Origin of the sequence: Methyloceanibacter sp. (assembly GCF_035650995.1) — a bacterium.
GTDB lineage: Bacteria > Pseudomonadota > Alphaproteobacteria > Rhizobiales > Methyloligellaceae > Methyloceanibacter.
On record NZ_DASRGO010000145.1, the window covers coordinates 1 to 14845 of the forward strand.

Genomic DNA, 14845 nt, shown 5'->3' on the forward strand with positions numbered 1-14845 from the left:
GCTCATGCTATTCTTGATCGCTCGCAACCTGTGGTGGGCTGCCTGGTGGCCATACATGACGTGGCTGCTCGCCATGCAGAAGGCCGCAGAAAAGAGCGCCGCCCGGCCCCGTCCGAGCGAAGAACCAAAGGGAAACGCCAAAGACTCAAGTTCGCAGGAGGGTAACATGGCCAACGACACCTTCATGAAGCCCGAATTCCCCGAGCCCTTGCGCGAGCTCATGAAGATGAGCATCGAGCAGGCGCGCAGAGCCTTCGACACGTTCGCAGCCTCAAGCGAAAAGGCCTGGAGCTCGCTCGAGAACAGCTCGCAGTCGGCGCGCGCCAGTCTCCAGCAGTTGAACGCCAAAATCGCCGAGATCACCCGCGCCAATGCCGAGGCGAACTTCAATCTTGCCGTCAGACTCGCCGAGTGCAAGGAGGTGGGCGAGGCGATGGAGCTGCAAAGCGAGCACGTGCGCAGTCAGATGGACAAGTTCGTGCATCAGCTCGAAGAGATGCGCGACCTCGCCACCAAGCTCATCGTCGAGACGACGCCGGCCAAGACCGACCTCGGGGCGAGCCCGACGCCGCGCGGCAACGCCACGACCTCTTCGAGCGGACATGCCTACCCGTCGTCGAGCGGCTATTCGCCGGGCGGCCCGCGCGGCTACTAGCGCCGAGTCCGTCTCGACCACATCGTCATATTGAGCCGGGCATCAACGAGCAACAGCCGCTGAGCAAGCTGCCCTGGATCGCCGGGTCCCTCGGGTCGAGCCCGAGGGGCAAGCCCGGCGATGATGTATCCGCTACCTTCAGAACGTCCAGCCCGGATCGTGGCTGATGTCGTGGAACGCCTTGACGATGGCGCCGCCCCAGCCCTCTCTGATCGCCTGGAGATAGGGGTCATCGTCCTCGAGCCTCACGGCGAAGTCCTTCTTCAGGGAGTTACGGCGGTAGATCAGGAGATCGATCGGCGGCCCCACCGAGACGTTCGAGCGCATGGTCGAATCGAAGGAGATGAGCGCGCATTTGGCGGCGTCGCTCAAGCTCGTGTCGCGGCGGATGATGCGGTCGAGGATCGGCTTGCCGTATTTCACCTCGCCGATCTGGAAATAGATCGTGTCGCCCATCGCCTCGATGAAGTTGCCGGCGTCGTAGATCATGAACAGGCGGAGCTGGCCGCCCCGAATCTGCCCGGCAAGGATGAACGAGGCGCTGAAATCCACGTCGCGCTGTTGCAAATAGCCGCCGTCGATCTTGTGGATCTCGCGCAAGGCGGTGCCGATCACGCGGGCCGCTCCGAACATCGAGTTCACGGCATAGAGGTCGCGGTCGGGGTCTTCGGTGTTGAGCCATTCGCTGAGCAGGCTCACCACCCCTTGCGTGAGGGACAGATTGCCGGCGGTGAGCAGGGCAAAAAAGCGCTCTCCGGGCTTCTCGAAGGTGAACATCTTGCGGAAGGTCGAGACGCGATCGATGCCCGCATTAGTGCGGGAGTCGGCGGCGAGCACGACGCCTTCATCGAGCAGGATGCCGACGCAGTAGGTCACGGAAGTCCCCCTATTGGGTCTGTTGTTGTTGTGCGGGAAAGCTCACGCGCACGGTCATGGTTTCGAGCCCCCCGCCGCTTCTTACGCCACGGACGGGGCTCGCGTCAGCATAATCCAGACCGACGGCGGTGCGGATATAGGCCTCGGTGGCGCAGGCGCGGGTCGTCGGATCGAACCCGACCCAGCCGAGATCCTCGACCAAGGCCTCGGCCCAAGCATGGCTCGAAGCGTGCGCGTCATGACCGAAGCCGTGGTTGACATAGCCGCTGACGTAGCGGGAGGGCACGCCGAGCACGCGGCAGACGGCGCAGAAGATGTGAGCATGGTCCTGGCACACGCCGCTCCCCTGCTCCAGCGCTTCGGCGCCGGTGGTATGCACGTGAGTCTCGCCCTTCCTGTAGTCCACCGCGTCGGCGACGCCGAGCATGATCTCGTGCAGGCCGGCGATCCTGTCCCGCGCGAGCGCGGTGCGGAAGCGGGCGGCGAAGTCCCTGACCGACTCGGGGGCGACGGTGTAGGGCGTCTCGCGGAGATAAATGTCGGGCAGGAGCTCGGCGGTGGCGAATCCGACGATGCCGTTCGTCTCGCGCGTGCGCACGAGTCCGCACACCTTGATCTCGAGGTAATCGACCGGCTCGGAGATGGTGAGCGTGTGGCAGTAGTTGCCGTACTGATCCTGCCAGGGGGTGGTGGTTGCACCCGGGCAGGTGAGCTTCCAGCTCTCCACGGCCTGCGTCCGCCCCGAGAGCGGGGTCATGCGCAGATATTGCGTGCTGGCAAGGAGCGGTTCCGAGTAGGTGTAGGCGGTCGCGTGCTCGACCCTGATCAGCATGACTTAAGCCGCCCCCGCCATCATGGCCGTCGGCCGCATCAGGAAATCGTCCTGAAGCTGGAGGCCGAGCGCGTTGTTGGCGGCGATGAAATCGGTGAGGAACTCGTGCAGCCCCGACTGGAAGATCTTGTCGATGCGGCCGTATCTGAGCCGGGCGTAGGTCTGCCCGGCCAGCCTCCGGCACTCAAGCTCCTTCTTGCCGGTCAGCTCGTCGAGCGTGCCGATCACGTTCTCGTAGCAATGGTGCAGCGAGCGCGGCATGTCGGCGCGCAGAATGAGCAGTTCGGCGATGCGCCATGGGTAGACGGTGTCGTGATAGACGCGGCGATAGGCGCGGAAAGCACCGACCGAACGCAACAACGCGCCCCACTGATAATAGTCGACCACGCCGCCGACCTGCTCTCCCTGGGGAAGCAGCACATGGTACTTAACGTCGAGGATGCGCGCGGTGTTGTCGGCGCGCTCGATGAAGGTGCCGAGCCTGATGAAGCGGAAGGCGTCGTCGTGCAGCATGGTGCCGAACACCACGCCGCGGAAGAGATGCGAGCGCTCCTTCACCCAATCAAAGAAGTCGCGGTAACCCCAGCGCTTCAGCCCCTCGAAATCGAGGTTCTGCACCTGAAGCCAGGTCTGGTTCAGGCTCTCCCAGGCCTCGCTCGAAATGGCCGAGCGCTGGGCTCGCGCGTTCTCGCGCGCCGAGCGGATAAGCGACCAGATCGACCCGGAGTTTTCCGGCTCGAGCGCGACGTAGCGGATGATGGTCTCGTGCGTCATCTCGCCGTAAAGCTCGCGGAAGCGCCCCGAGCCCGGGGCGATGGCAAGGATCGGCTCGAAATGAAGCGCCTGCTTGTCGATGGTCGAGGGGAGGAGCGCCATGCGGAAGGAAACATCGAGCATGCGCGCGGTGTTCTCGGCCCGCTCCATGTTGCGGGCCATCCAGAACAGATTTTCGGCGGTCCGGCTCAGCATGGTCAGCGTTCCAGCACCCAGGTGTCCTTGGTGCCGCCCCCCTGGCTCGAATTGACTACGAGCGAGCCTTCGCGGAGCGCAACCCGCGTGAGCCCGCCGGGGATGACGCTCGTCTCCTTGCCGGACAGCACGAAAGGTCTGAGATCGACGTGGCGCGGCACGATCTCGCCCTTGACCAGCGTCGGCGCGGTCGAGAGCGCGAGCGTCGGCTGGGCGATGTAGTTGTCGGGATTGGCCATGACCCGCCGCTTATAGGCCTCGCGCTCTTCGGCGGTCGAAGCCGGTCCGATCAGCATGCCGTAACCGCCTGAGCCTTGCACCTCTTTGACCACGAGGTTGTGGAGGTTGTCGAACACGTGCTGGCGCTGTTTGGGATCGCGCAGCATGTAGGTATGCACGTTGTTGAGGATGGCGTGCTCGCCGAGATAGAACTCGATCATGCGCGGCACGTAAGTGTACATGGCCTTGTCGTCGGCGACGCCGGTGCCGAGCGCGTTGGCGAGCGCCACCCGGCCGGAGCGTACCACCGAGAGAAGGCCTGGCACGCCGAGCAGCGAATCTTCCCGGAAGGCGAGCGGATCCAGGAACGCGTCGTCGACCCGTCGGTAGATGACATCGACCTTGACCGGGCCCTCGGTGGTGCGCATCCACACGTAACCGTCGCGCACGAAAAGATCGCCGCCCTCGACCAGTTCGATGCCCATCTGCTCGGCGAGGAACACGTGCTCGAAATAGGCGCTGTTGTAGCGGCCAGGCGTGAGCAGCACGACGACAGGATCGTCAGCGCCAGACGGGGCCACGGCGCGCAGGTTCTCGATCAGCCGCTCAGGGTAGTTGCCGACCGGCGAGATGCTCTGCCCGGCAAAGGCGTCGGGAAAGAGCCGCATCATGATCTCGCGGTTTTCGAGCACATAGGAGACGCCCGAGGGCGTGCGCACATTGTCCTCGAGCACGAAGAAATCGCGCTCGCCGGTGCGGATGAGGTCGATGCCGGCGATATGGGCATAGACGTTATTGGGCGGCTCGATGCCGAGCATCTCGGGGCGGAAGGCGGGGTTGAGCAGGACAAGCTCGGCCGGGATGAGGCCCGCCTTCAGGATCTCCTGGTCGTGGTAGATGTCGTAGAGGAAAACATTGATCGCCTTGACGCGCTGGACGCAGCCTCGCTCGACCAAGCTCCACTCCGAACGGTCAAGGATGCGGGGGATGAGATCAAAGGGAATCAGCCGCTCGGTCGAGCCGCCCTCGGCATAGACGGCGAAGGTGATGCCGAGCCTCCTGAACAGCTCCTCGGCGGCGTTTTGCTTGGTGACGAGGGACTCGACCGAAAGGCCGTCGAGCATGCCGGCAAGCGCCGCGTAAGCGTGCCGCACCGTGCCGTCAGGCTCGCGCATCTCGTCGAAGAATTTGCGGGGAGCCGGAGAGCGCAGCTCGCGTCTCTCCTCCACACTCACTCTCTCAGCAGTCTGCGGCAATCGCGCCCACCCTGGCTTTCAAACACGACCTCCAACCCAAGCTTGGCGCGCTTCCTCTTGTTATATTTTGAGGCATCTTAATCTCATGCCCTTCAATTGGGCAACGGCTATCCCGCGCGTCGTGCTTAACCGCCAAACGTGCTAGACAAACCGACTGGTCTAACCCCGGCAATGCTCGAGACCTTTTTCACCGCCTTCACCACCTTCTTTGCGGTCATCGGCCCGATCGACACCGCCGTGCTGCTCGCCTCGCTGACCCCCAATATGACGGGAGCCGAGCGGCGGGCGATCGCGATCAAGGCCGTGCTCATCGCCACGATCATCATCCTTCTGTTCGCCTTGGTGGGGCAACCGGTGTTGAGCCAGCTCGGCGTTTCGCTCGCGGCGCTGCAGACGGCGGGAGGGATCATCCTGTTCATGATCGCGCTGGAGATGACGCTGGCGCGGCGATCCGGCCCGGTCCCCGCGCTGTCGGCCAAGGAAAGCGAGGAGGCCGAGGACAAGGCCGAGGCGCACGCCGAGATCGCGGTGTTTCCCTTCGCCACTCCCCTAATCGCGGGGCCGGGCGCCATGACGAGCGCGATCGTGCTCGCGGCGGGCACGCAGGGCGATTTTCAACTGCTAGGTGCCGTGATCCTGGCGATACTTGCCGTGATGGCCGTGACACTGATGCTGCTTGTCGTCGCACAGGAGGTTCATCAATTCATCGGGGTCACGGCACGGAAGGTGATCGTTCGCGTGTTCGGCGTTCTGCTGGCGGCGCTCGCCGTGCAGTCGATCTTCAACGGCCTCGCGGCCACCCATCTATTTCGCTAGCACCACCGCCTAGCGCCACCACAGAGAGGAGAGCAGATGATGCGCGTTGCCCAAGTTACCGCGCCCAATACGCCGCTTGAACTCGTTGAGCGGCCGATCCCCGAGCCCGGTGCGCGCGAAGTGCGCGTCAAGGTCGAAGCCTGCGGCATTTGTCATAGCGACTCTTTCACGGTGCAAGGCGCTTGGCCTGGCATCAAATATCCCCGCGTCCCGGGGCACGAGATCGCCGGAAGAATCGATGCGATCGGCCCCGGGGTCACGACCTGGAAGACCGGCCAGCGGGTCGGCATCGGCTGGTTCGGCGGCAATTGCGGCGTTTGCTCCGCATGCCGGCGCGGCGACTTCATCCATTGCTCCGTGGGAAAAACGCCCGGCATCAGCTACGACGGCGGATATGCCGAATACATGATTGCCCCCATCGAGGCGCTGGCCGCAATCCCCGATGAGCTTTCAGCGGACGAAGCGGGTCCCCTGCTCTGCGCCGGCATTACCACCTTCAATGCGCTGCGCAACTCCGGCGCGCGGGCGGGCGACCTCGTCGCCATCCTCGGCATCGGGGGGCTCGGCCATCTCGGCGTGCAGTTCGCGCGGCGGATGGGATTTCATACCGTCGCCATCGCGCGCGGCAAGGACAAGGAGAAGCTCGCGCTCGAGCTCGGCGCCCACCGCTATATCGACAGCCAGGCGCAGGACGTCGCCAAGGAGCTTCAAGCGCTCGGCGGCGCCAAGGTGATCCTCGCCACAGTGACGAGCGCAGAGGCGATGACCGCCGTTATCAACGGTCTCGGACTGCACGGCAAACTGCTCGTCGTCGGCGTTTCGCGCGAGCCGATCGAGGTCACGCCGGTCCAGCTGATCAATGGGACCAAGCAGTTGGCAGGTTGGCCGTCAGGGACCGCGGCCGATTCGGAGGATACGCTCCGCTTCAGCGCGCTCCAGGGCATCAAGCCGATGATCGAGACCTATCCGTTGGCCAAGGCGCAGGAAGCCTACGACCGCATGATGAGCGGCAAGGCGAGGTTCCGCGTGGTTCTCGTGCCGTAAGCCCGTAAGGCAATGTCCGCGCCTCACTCCGGGGAGGACCGTGGGTCCGTCTCGGAGGGTGAGGCTGCGGGCCCCCCTACTCGGCGGGAGCGGCGTGGGGCGAGCCGTGCGCTTTTGGCTTGGCGGCAAATCTCCGCACCACGACGTAGAACACCGGCGTGAAGATAAGCCCGAAGGCGGTCACCCCGAGCATGCCGCAGAACACCGCGGTGCCAAGCGACTGGCGCATCTCGGCGCCGGCGCCGGTCGCGATCATCAAGGGCAGAACGCCGAGGATGAAGGCAAACGAGGTCATGAGGATCGGGCGCAGGCGTACGCGTGCGGCTTCGGTCGCCGCCTGGAACCTGTCCTCGCCGTGTTCCTCGTTCTGCCGCGCGAACTCGACGATCAGGATCGCGTTTTTGGCCGCCAATCCGATGAGCACGACGAAGCCGATCTGGGCGAGGATGTTCACGTCCATGGTCCGGAGCAGAAGGCCGGTGACCGCCGCGAGCAGGCACATGGGAACGATCAGGATCACGGCCAGCGGCAGCGACCAGCTCTCGTATTGGGCGGCGAGCAAGAGGAACACAAACACGACCGAGGCCATGAACACGAAGATCGCCGTGTTGCCGGCGAGCTTCTCCTGAAAGGCGAGCTCGGTCCAAGAGAAGGAATAGCCGTCGGGCAGGAGCTCGTGCGCGATCTTTTCCATGGTGGCAAGGCCGTAGCCGGTCGAATAGCCCGGTTGCGTGCCGCCTTGGACGGCGGCCGACGGGAACAGGTTGAAGTGCTCGACGCGATACGGGCCGGTGATGTTGCGGAACGAGGCGACCGAGGAGAGCGGCACCATCTCGCCCTTGGCGTTGCGCGTCTTGAGATTGCCGATGGCGTGCAGGTCTTGGCGGAAATCGCCATCGGCCTGCGCCGTCACGCGATAGGTGCGGCCGAGGAAATTGAAGTCGTTGACGTATTGCGAGCCGAGGAAGACCTCGAGCGTGGTGAACACGTCGTTGGTGTTGACGCCGAGCATCTCGGCGCGGACGCGGTCGATGTCGGCATAGACCTTCGGCGTCTTGGTGCTGAAGGTGGTGAACACCCCGGCAAGGCCGGGCGTCTGGTTGGCCTGAGCCATGATGGCGGTGGCGACGCCTTCGAGTTCGGCGGGCTCCCCGCCGTGCACGTCCTGCACCTCCATCTTGAAGCCGCCGGTCGTGCCGATGCCGCGCACGGGCGGCGGCGCCACCGAAATGATGAAGGCCTCCTGGATGCCCGCGAATTGCTGGTTCAGCGCGCCGATAAGCGCCTGAGCGCTCTGTCCCTTCTCGGCGCGTGTCTTGAAATCGTCAAGCGGCGTGAACACGACGGCCGCGTTCGGCGCGGTGGTGAAGGTGGCGCCGTCGAGACCCACGATCGGCACGGCGTGAGCGATGCCGGGCGTCGACAGCACGATCTTGGTCACCTTGCGCGCGACTTCGTCGGTGCGCGCCAGCGAGGCACCGGGCGGCAACTGGATGATGTTGATCAGATAGCCCTGATCCTGCTGCGGAATGAAGCCGGTCGGCGCGCGCGAGAACTCGTAGATGGTGATGCCGATCAGCCCGGCATAGATCACCACCATGATCCCGGCGACGCGGACGAGCCGGGCCGTCAGCGCGCCATAACGCGAGGCAGTCCACTCGAAGGCGCGGTTGAATCCGTTGAAAAAGGCGATCACCGGCCGCACCAAGATGTTCCGCTGCTTGGGATGGGCCTCATGCGGCTTGAACAGAAGGGCGCACAGCGCCGGGCTCAAGGTCAGAGACACGAGCAGGGAGATGCCGGTCGCGGTGGCGATGGTCACGGCGAACTGACGGAAGAACTGACCGAGGATGCCGGTGAGGAAGGTCGAGGGAATGAACACCGCCGACAGCACGAGCGCGATGGCGATCAGCGCGCCGCCCACCTCCTCCATGGTGCGGTAGGCGGCATCGCGCGGACTCAAGCCCTCGCGGATGTTGCGCTCGACGTTCTCGACCACGACGATGGCGTCGTCCACCACGATGCCGATGGCAAGCACGAGGCCGAACAGGGACAGATTGTTCAGTGAAAAGCCGAGTGCCGCGAGCATGGCGAAGGTGCCGATCAGCGACACGGGGATGGCGACGATGGGGATGACGGAGGCGCGCCAGGTCTGCAGGAACAGGATGATCACCACCACCACGAGGACCACGGCCTCGAACATGGTCTGGATCACGGCATCGACGGATTGTTGAATAAAGACGGTCGGATTGTAGACGATGTCGTAGCGGAGTCCCGACGGGAAGGACCTCGACAAGTCCGCCATTGCCTGCTGCACCAGCTTCGCCGTGGCGAGCGCGTTAGACCCGGGGCGCTGGAAGATGCCGAGGGGTATCGCCACGTTCTCGTCGAGATAGCCGCTGCGGTTATAGTCGGCAGCGCCAAGCTCGACGCGGGCGACGTCGCGCACCCGGACCACCCGCCCGTTGGGGTCGGACTTGATGATGATGTTGCCGAACTGCTCGGGCGTCGTGAGCCGGCCTTGCGTTTCGACATTCAGCTGGAAAGCACCGGGCTGCGGCACCGGCGGCTGATTGATGACGCCGGCCGCCACCTGCACGTTCTGGCCGCGCAAGGCGGCGACCACGTCGCCGGCGGTCAGGTTGCGCACGGCGAGTTTCTCGGGGTCGAGCCAGATGCGCATCGAATAGTCGCGCGCACCGAAGATGGTCACGTTGCCGACGCCGTCTATGCGCGCGAGCACGTCCTTCACGTGCAGGGTCGCGTAGTTGGAGATGTAGAGCAGGTCGCGCGAGCCGTCCGGCGAAGACAGATGGATCACCATCATCAGGTCGGGCGATTGCTTGGTCACCGTCACGCCGATATTGCGCACCTCCTCGGGCAAACGCGGCAAGGCGGTCGAGACGCGGTTCTGCACCAGGACTTGCGCGGTATCGAGATTGGTGCCGAGCTTGAAGGTGACCGCGAGCGACATGGCGCCGTCGCTTGTCGATTGCGACGTCATGTACAGCATGTTGTCGACGCCGTTCACCTCCTGCTCAAGAGGCGTGGCAACGGTCTTGGCGACGATCTCGGCCGAGGCGCCTGGGTAGCTCGCCGAGACCGAGATCGAGGGCGGGGCGATCTCGGGATATTGCGCCACGGGCAGGCTGAAATAGGCCACCGCGCCGACCAGCGTGATGATGATCGAGATGACCGCGGCGAAGATCGGCCGGTCGATGAAGAAATGCGAGAGGTTCATTGCCGACTAATGCGAGGCTGGTGGGGGCGACGCCGGTTGAGCCGATGCGGCCGGTTCGCCGATCTTGCCCTCGACGGGGGTGACCTTCTGGCCCGGACGCGCACGCAACAGGCCGTTGATGATCACCTCATCGTCGGGGGTGATGCCGGTGCGGATCACGCGAAGATTGTCGTCGGTCACGGGGCCGAGCTCGACCGGCTTAGGCACCACCGTGCCGTCGGGAGCCACGGTGAAGAGGAGCTTCACTGACTGATCGGTCACCACCGCGGCATCGGGAACGAGCATGGTCGGCCGCAGCTGCGACATCGGCACCCGCACGCGGCCGAACTGGCCGGGCGTAATAAAGAGATTGGGATTGGGGAAGGCGGCGCGAACGCGGATGGTGCCGGAGTTGCGGTCGTATTGGTTATCGACGAAGTCGATCGTGCCCTTGAGCGTCCAGGTCTTCTCGTCCATGAGCTGGCCTTCGACCTCGACCGTGCTCTCGCGCGCCGACTTGACCTCGCCTTTCTGCACGAGGCGCTTATAGGTCATGCCATCGCCCTCGCTGACATAGAAGCTGAGCCAGATCGGATCGAGCGAGACGATAGTGGTGAGCAGCGTCGTAGTGGAGGTGCCGCTGGTGCCGCCCATGATGAGGTTGCCGACGCTCACCTCGTGCCGGCCGACGCGGCCCGAGACCGGCGCCGTCACGCGCGTGTAATCGAGGTTGAGCTGCGCTTGGTTGACGGCGGCGATGGCCGCGTCGCGCGAAGCCGTGGCGATATTCACCTGGGCGAGCCGCTCGTCATAGGTTTCCTGCGTGGCGTAGTCGTTTTTGCGCAATTGCGCCGTGCGCTCGAGCTGGGCCTTGGCGAGCTCGAGCTGGGCTTCGGCCTGCGCCTGCTGCGCCTTGGCGGTTTCGAGCGCGAGCTCGAACGGGCGTGGCTCGATGACGAACAAGAGATCGCCCTTCTTCACCAACTGGCCGTCGGAAAAATTGATGGATTCGAGATAGCCGCTCACCCGCGGGCGCACCTCGACCGATTCGCGCGCCTCGAACTGGCCGGTGAAGTCGCTCCATTCCTGCATCTCCTTCATGAGCGGCTTGGAGACGGTCACCTGCGGTGGCGGCGGCGCATTGCCGGCGCCCTGCTCGCCCTTCCAGAAACCCCAATAGTGATAGAGAAGCGCCGCGGCACCCGCCACGACGAGAAGCAGGAGCACGCGCCTCAGCCCTCCTCCCGGGCGGCCGGCGCGAGTTTCGGCAGGGGGCGCCGCCTCGGGCTTGCGGGCGGGCGCCTCTGGAGCTTTCAAGTCCGTCGTCGCCTCCTCGTCATCGCGCGGAGACGTATCGTTGGTGCGGTGGTCGCCGCTTCGGTTTCTCTGTTGCATCGTGGCCGCATCAATCTTGACGCCAGAACGGCGCCTTATCGCGCCGCAGCGGGTTACAATGGTCTGTTGTGTCTAACGCTACTCCAAAGCAGCGGGCAAGCGCGAGGGGGCAAACGCAAGATTGGCATCGTCGCTTATGGCCGGAAGTTTAAGCAAATCTCAGTTTTTCGCGTGGATCACAGCAATTTGCGCAAAACCCCTTCTCCGCCGGCTGGCGAGCGCGGCCGTCTTCGCTTAGGGCTCGGCGAATCGGCTTTGACCCCGCGCGCATTTGCCGCTTCACGACTGCCGGGGCAATGACGTTGTTCGCCCCATGCTGAAGCCACTCGCCATATCGCTGCTCATCGCCCTTCTTGCCTCGGGCCTCGCCTCATGCCGCGACGAGGCGAGCCTCCCCGTCGAGGCGGGAGCGGGCCCGAACCCTGAGCTACCCCCGCCGCGGCAGAGACTGATCCCGACGGTCTCCGTGGCGCACGCGGTCGGTTGGCCGGAAGGCGCCAAGCCCACCCCGGCCCAAGGGTTGAGGGTCGAGCGTTTCGCAAACGGTCTCGTTCACCCGCGCTGGCTCTATGTCCTGCGGAATGGCGACGTGCTGGTCGCCGAGACGAACACGCCCGCTCAGCCTAAGGAGACGGGGCTCATGGCTTGGATCGCGAGGGAAGTCATGGATTGGGCGGGCGCCGGCGTTCCCAGCCCGAACCGCATCACGCTGCTCCGCGACGCCGACAACGACGGCATCGCCGAGACGAGATCGACCTTTCTCAGCGGCCTAAATTCACCGTTCGGCATGACGCTGATCGGGGAGCAGTTCTATGTCGCCGACACCGACGCCGTGGTCCGCTTTCCCTATCACGAGGGCGACACGGCCATCACGGCGCATGGCACCAAGGTCGCCGATCTCCCCGCAGGTCCCTACAATTATCACTGGACCAAGAGCCTCGTTGCCGCTCCCGACGGGTCTAAGCTCTTCGTCGGCGTGGGCTCGAACAGCAATGCCGGCGAGAATGGGCTTGCCATCGAAGAAGGCCGCGCCGCCATCGTCGAAATCGACCTCGCGACGGGCAAGAGCCGCCGCTACGCGACGGGACTGCGCAATCCTGTCGGACTTGCCTTCGAGCCGGTGACCGGCGCGCTGTGGGTCGCGGTCAACGAGCGCGACGAACTCGGCAGCGACCTCGTTCCCGATTACATGACGGCGGTCAAGGAGGGCGGCTTCTACGGCTGGCCCTATAGCTATTTCGGCGACCATCTCGACCCCCGTGTTTCGCCGCAGAGGCCCGATCTTGTCGCCAGGGCGATCGTGCCGGATTATGCGCTCGGGCCGCATACCGCCTCGCTCGGGCTCGCCTTCTACGAGGGCGCGCTCTTCCCGCCACATTACCGCGGCGGCGCCTTCATCGGCCAGCACGGTTCCTGGAACCGCGACCCGCCGAGCGGCTACAAGGTGGTGTTCGTGCCGTTTTCCGGCGGTCATTCCTCGGGGCCGATGGAGGACGTGCTCACGGGCTTTCTCAGCAAGAGCGGCGAGGCTTATGGACGTCCGGTCGGCGTCGCGGTCGACAAGAGGGGGGCGCTCCTTGTCGCCGACGACGTCGGCAACGTGGTGTGGCGGGTGACGCCAAGCGCGCCGGCAGGCGCGGCGATCGCGCCGTGACTTTTCCTTGCCAGCGCGAGCCCCGCCCGCGAAGATTCTCCCAAGCTAAAGTCAAGGAGGTCAGCATGCGCGTCTTCGCGAGCCTCGCTCTTGTGCTCGGCATGATCGGATTTGCCCTACCGGCGTGGGCGGCCGGATTGCAGTTCTGCGACGACATCAAGGACGATCAGGAACGGATGGCCTGCCTGCAACAGCATATCTCGCATCTCGAGCAGACCATCATCGTCCTGGGCGGCCGCATTGCCGCGCTCGAGAACGCGTTGCAAAGCACGCTGGCCTCCAACTGGACCTACAAGCTGAAGTCGGCGGCGCAAGACGGCAAGTGTCTCGGTCTCGACGCAAGCAAGGCCGACGTGGCTCTCGTTCCTTGCGATAGTCCCGATTCCTGGTCGGTGATCAGCGTTACGCCGATCAAGAAGCCGGCCAAGACGGCGACGCCGGCGGCCGAGTCGGGGACTGGGATCGGCGCCACGCAGCCGAGCAACCCCGACGCCAAGGGCGCGACTCCTTGCAGGAACCTGGATCAACCAGCCTGCGCGGCCAAGGCCGACGTCTGTCAATGGAACGAAGCCAAGAAAAAATGCGCGCGCAAAGCCAGTTGAGCGGGGTACCGCTCTGCACAATTGCCCGGGACGCGACGCCTGGGGCCTGAGTACAGGCAAACATTGAGGCGTCTGTCCGAGGGAAGTTTTCATGCTTGCGCGCCCCTCAATATTGTGGCGACTGGGATCAATCTGCGGGTTATCTTTGAATCATGGCCGCGCACTCCTGCCCGGCCCGATCAACGGGAGGCAAAGTTGCGCGTCACGAGTTTCCGGGGCTTGCTTGGAGCCTTGAGCCGACGGGGTGTGGTCACCCTCGCGCTGGCAGGATCGCTTCTTCTCCTGTTCGTCGCAGGCGATGCCGTGGCGGGAACAGAAGAACTCGCCAAGGCCGCGGCTTGGCGGCTCGGCGACCAGATCAGCATCGCCGGCCTTCTTTATGCGCAAGGCAACCACGACGACAAGGTCGACGAGATCATGAAGGCCATGAAACCGCTGGCCGAAGCGATGCAGCTCGAGATCAAGCCGTTTCCGCCGCGGGCGGCCGACTCATCCCAGACCTACGCCGACGTCATCCATTACCTCATCCAAGGCGACGGCGCCGAGCTCGGGCGAGAGATCGGCGAGAAGTTCGGCAACGCCGCCGGCACGCTGTACGAGGTCGCCGTCAAGTCGAACCTGCTGCTTTTGCTGTATCAGCCGGGCGAGGATCAGGGCATCGGCGGCGTCATCAAATCGCGCATGACCGAGATCGGAATGCCGGAGAATTTGTGGATCGGCGTCGTCAACGCCATCGACAACAAGGTCTCCGAAGCCGAGTTGAAGGACGCCGTCTTCAAGATGCACGACGACGTGGCGACTTATCTCGGACAACAGATCGACTAGCGGCCGGCGCGCAATCAGGCCTTCGGCTGCATCTCCCGCATGGCGTCGGCCATGAGCCATGAGAGCTGCTGGGCCTGGACCGCGAACAGCTGCATCTGGGTCTGGGCGTAGCGGCTCTGCAACGTCAGCACTTCTTGAACGTCCTTGGCGCGGGCAATCTCACTTGCGAGGTTGAACGAGCGTTCGGCGTTTTCCTTGGCGAAGGAGATGGCGCGTTCTTGCACCGCCTTGAAGCCCGCTGCGCCGCCGGTCGATGCCCCCTTCTGCCAGGTGTTCATGGCCTGGGTGAGGAAGTCCATGAATTGGCCGTAGGCCGCGCGCGCCTGCTCGACGTTCTTCTCGGCCATTTCGCGCAGTTGCGGCGGAATCTCGAAGGAAGGGGTGTCTCCCATAATGTCCTCTTGGGTTGCCGTCTAAGAGCGGCCGTTTCGTCACGGCACCGTCACACTATAGCGCATTCGGGAGGGAATAGCGTCCGGCCC

At 64.5% G+C, this 14845-nt stretch carries 13 protein-coding genes; 6 read left to right on the top strand and 7 right to left on the bottom strand.

Features of this window, described 5'->3' with window-relative positions:
* Window positions 1–655, top strand: a 655-nt coding sequence (locus VFB18_RS10960; RefSeq protein WP_324974897.1) for a phasin family protein, incomplete at its 5' end; no start/stop codon positions are given.
* A 138-nt stretch (window positions 656–793) separates the two neighbouring features.
* On the opposite strand, the gene VFB18_RS10965 is transcribed toward VFB18_RS10960, so the two are convergent.
* The 4 genes from VFB18_RS10965 to VFB18_RS10980 are packed head-to-tail and all read right to left on the bottom strand — an operon-like array spanning window position 794 to window position 4726.
* On the bottom strand, window positions 794–1531 hold the full coding sequence (locus VFB18_RS10965; protein ID WP_324974900.1) for a proteasome-type protease: 738 nt from the start codon (window positions 1529–1531) through the stop codon (window positions 794–796).
* Between the two features lie 10 nt (window positions 1532–1541).
* The gene (locus VFB18_RS10970) at window positions 1542–2363 is read right to left on the bottom strand and encodes a transglutaminase family protein (RefSeq protein WP_324974903.1); all 822 of its coding nucleotides are present in this window, start codon (window positions 2361–2363) and stop codon (window positions 1542–1544) included.
* A 3-nt stretch (window positions 2364–2366) separates the two neighbouring features.
* Window positions 2367–3332, bottom strand: coding sequence for an alpha-E domain-containing protein (locus VFB18_RS10975; RefSeq protein WP_324974906.1), 966 nt, complete (start codon window positions 3330–3332; stop codon window positions 2367–2369).
* A gap of 2 nt (window positions 3333–3334) precedes the next feature.
* A complete protein-coding gene (locus VFB18_RS10980) occupies window positions 3335–4726 on the bottom strand; it encodes a circularly permuted type 2 ATP-grasp protein (RefSeq protein ID WP_324974931.1) in 1392 nt (463 codons plus the stop codon).
* 252 nt (window positions 4727–4978) lie between these two features.
* Here VFB18_RS10980 and VFB18_RS10985 point away from each other — a divergent pair, with 252 nt between their 5' ends.
* Window positions 4979–5623 (top strand): MarC family protein, encoded by a 645-nt coding sequence (locus tag VFB18_RS10985; RefSeq protein WP_324974909.1) that lies wholly within the window; start codon window positions 4979–4981, stop codon window positions 5621–5623.
* Window positions 5624–5659: 36 nt separating this feature from the next.
* Entirely contained in the window at window positions 5660–6667 is a 1008-nt protein-coding gene (locus VFB18_RS10990; RefSeq protein WP_324974911.1) for an alcohol dehydrogenase, read from the top strand.
* A gap of 76 nt (window positions 6668–6743) precedes the next feature.
* Here the strand turns inward: VFB18_RS10990 and VFB18_RS10995 are convergent, their stop codons facing one another.
* Both VFB18_RS10995 and VFB18_RS11000 read right to left on the bottom strand, forming a co-directional pair.
* Complete coding sequence (locus VFB18_RS10995) at window positions 6744–9908, bottom strand: multidrug efflux RND transporter permease subunit (protein WP_324974913.1); 3165 nt, start codon at window positions 9906–9908, stop codon at window positions 6744–6746.
* Between the two features lie 6 nt (window positions 9909–9914).
* Window positions 9915–11282 carry an efflux RND transporter periplasmic adaptor subunit gene (locus VFB18_RS11000; protein WP_324974917.1) on the bottom strand — a complete coding sequence of 456 codons (1368 nt, stop codon included), beginning with the start codon at window positions 11280–11282 and terminating at the stop codon, window positions 9915–9917.
* 313 nt (window positions 11283–11595) lie between these two features.
* Here VFB18_RS11000 and VFB18_RS11005 point away from each other — a divergent pair, with 313 nt between their 5' ends.
* The 3 genes from VFB18_RS11005 to VFB18_RS11015 all read left to right on the top strand — a co-directional run bounded on the left by VFB18_RS11005 (window position 11596) and on the right by VFB18_RS11015 (window position 14363).
* Window positions 11596–12936 (top strand): sorbosone dehydrogenase family protein, encoded by a 1341-nt coding sequence (locus VFB18_RS11005; protein ID WP_324974920.1) that lies wholly within the window; start codon window positions 11596–11598, stop codon window positions 12934–12936.
* Between the two features lie 65 nt (window positions 12937–13001).
* Window positions 13002–13538, top strand: a complete 537-nt coding sequence (locus VFB18_RS11010) for a hypothetical protein (protein WP_324974922.1) — start codon at window positions 13002–13004, stop codon at window positions 13536–13538.
* 231 nt (window positions 13539–13769) lie between these two features.
* Window positions 13770–14363 (top strand): hypothetical protein, encoded by a 594-nt coding sequence (locus VFB18_RS11015; protein WP_324974925.1) that lies wholly within the window; start codon window positions 13770–13772, stop codon window positions 14361–14363.
* A gap of 14 nt (window positions 14364–14377) precedes the next feature.
* Here VFB18_RS11015 and VFB18_RS11020 read toward each other — a convergent pair whose 3' ends face one another.
* On the bottom strand, window positions 14378–14755 hold the full coding sequence (locus tag VFB18_RS11020) for a phasin family protein (RefSeq protein WP_324974928.1): 378 nt from the start codon (window positions 14753–14755) through the stop codon (window positions 14378–14380).
* Between the last annotated feature and the right edge of the window lie 90 nt (window positions 14756–14845).

Excerpts from the sequence above, each read along its gene's own strand:
- VFB18_RS11000 (WP_324974917.1), bottom strand. The coding sequence starts at position 11,282 with ATGCAACAGAGAAACCGAAGCGGCGACCACCGCACCAACGATACGTCT.
- VFB18_RS10980 (WP_324974931.1), bottom strand. The coding sequence starts at position 4,726 with ATGCGCGAGCCTGACGGCACGGTGCGGCACGCTTACGCGGCGCTTGCC.
- VFB18_RS11010 (WP_324974922.1), top strand. The coding sequence starts at position 13,002 with ATGCGCGTCTTCGCGAGCCTCGCTCTTGTGCTCGGCATGATCGGATTT.
- VFB18_RS11020 (WP_324974928.1), bottom strand. The coding sequence starts at position 14,755 with ATGGGAGACACCCCTTCCTTCGAGATTCCGCCGCAACTGCGCGAAATG.
- VFB18_RS10990 (WP_324974911.1), top strand. The coding sequence starts at position 5,660 with ATGATGCGCGTTGCCCAAGTTACCGCGCCCAATACGCCGCTTGAACTC.
- VFB18_RS10975 (WP_324974906.1), bottom strand. The coding sequence starts at position 3,332 with ATGCTGAGCCGGACCGCCGAAAATCTGTTCTGGATGGCCCGCAACATG.
- VFB18_RS10970 (WP_324974903.1), bottom strand. The coding sequence starts at position 2,363 with ATGCTGATCAGGGTCGAGCACGCGACCGCCTACACCTACTCGGAACCG.
- VFB18_RS10995 (WP_324974913.1), bottom strand. The coding sequence starts at position 9,908 with ATGAACCTCTCGCATTTCTTCATCGACCGGCCGATCTTCGCCGCGGTC.
- VFB18_RS10985 (WP_324974909.1), top strand. The coding sequence starts at position 4,979 with ATGCTCGAGACCTTTTTCACCGCCTTCACCACCTTCTTTGCGGTCATC.
- VFB18_RS11005 (WP_324974920.1), top strand. The coding sequence starts at position 11,596 with ATGCTGAAGCCACTCGCCATATCGCTGCTCATCGCCCTTCTTGCCTCG.